This window comes from Desulforegula conservatrix Mb1Pa (genome assembly GCF_000426225.1).
GTDB classification, from domain to species: Bacteria; Desulfobacterota; Desulfobacteria; order Desulfobacterales; family Desulforegulaceae; genus Desulforegula; species Desulforegula conservatrix.
Window position 1 is genome coordinate 1 of record NZ_AUEY01000180.1, and the last position, 1,320, is coordinate 1,320.

Sequence of the window (1,320 nt, forward strand, 5' to 3'; positions counted from 1 at the left end):
TCATGCAGCGACAGGTTTTCACCAGCTTTTGCAAAGGCAGCTTGGTAACTCATTTGGGATTTTCAGTTTTCCAGCTTTCTGGTTTTGGCAATTTTGCAGCTCTGAATTTCTCCAGCAATTGCAAAAGTAATCTGGTAACTCATTTGGGTTTTGCTGTTTTCTGTTTTTATGTTTTGGTAGGGTAATTTCAGGTCGTTTATTGCCCCTAAATTGTTTAATAGTCAGCCATTGCTTTTTCAACCGCAGTGCCAACAAGTCGCCCAAGCTGACGCCGAACACGCACCGATTTTTCCAGTAAAGCAGTCGCGGCGCAGCTTAGCTCACCGTTAGGCATATTATTATGAATCGCATTATTCTTTTGATATATATCTGTGTCTTATCAATGCTCTTTGCCTGTGACACTTTTAACCAGCCTCAGCTAACTGAGGAATTTCCTGTATTTGGCTCATTGGCCTCAAGCACTATTGGTTTTGATAACCAAAAGTCAGACTATAACCCAACCTTGATATTACACGAAACTGGAACACTAAAAAGTAAATGGCTCACATCAACTTCTCTGTCTGAACTCAAAGTATCGAAAGACAATGTACGGATTGGCGCAGGCTTAATTAGCAATAAAAATAAGGATGGAAGTTGGATAACAGAGCGAGAATCGTTTAATTTCCCAGCTGACCACCTTCTAATTAGCATTGGAGAAAAAACGGTATACCCTTTTGAAGCTTCTTACGAAGAATTTGTTCTTTTCCCTTGTGATATCGATAATGATGGAATCAATGAAATTATATTAGAGCATGGTATAGGACGCGGCACATCTGCTTATGTCCGTTACTTATCAATATTAAAAGCATTTGATGCAGAACTTATTGAAGTGTTGTGTATTCCGCTTAATGGCTATTTGCCTTCTCCTGAGAGTCCAGATGGTGAAGCTTGGCAGAGGACGTATCATTTCGTTCGTACTTTTGCTGGGGAATTAGATATTTCTGTTATACTTATACCACCTACTGTAGTACCCAATTTTATCTCTAATGAAGAATACTTGAATATTCTTCAGCATCCAGTATTGGTATTTACTTATGACCCTAAGAAAAAAACTTTTCTGATAAAAAGAGAAGAGTTTCGACGTGAACTATAGAATAAATGTAGTAAAATGCCTAACAAGTCGCCCAAGCCGACGCCGACACGCACCGATTTTACCAGTAAAGCAGCGGCGGCGCGGCTTAGCTCACCGTTAGAACTTTTCATCACAATTGGAGGCAACATGAGTATTAAAGACATAATAGCTTCAGCCGGTCGCAATCTGCACACCATCATCATTACCGC

The 1,320-nt window shown here is 40.0% G+C and carries 1 protein-coding gene; it reads left to right on the top strand.

The features are described from left to right. Positions 1–340 precede the first annotated feature (340 nt). A complete protein-coding gene (locus K245_RS0121715; RefSeq protein WP_027360828.1) occupies positions 341–1,132 on the top strand; it encodes a hypothetical protein in 792 nt (263 codons plus the stop codon). Positions 1,133–1,320: the final 188 nt, after the last annotated feature.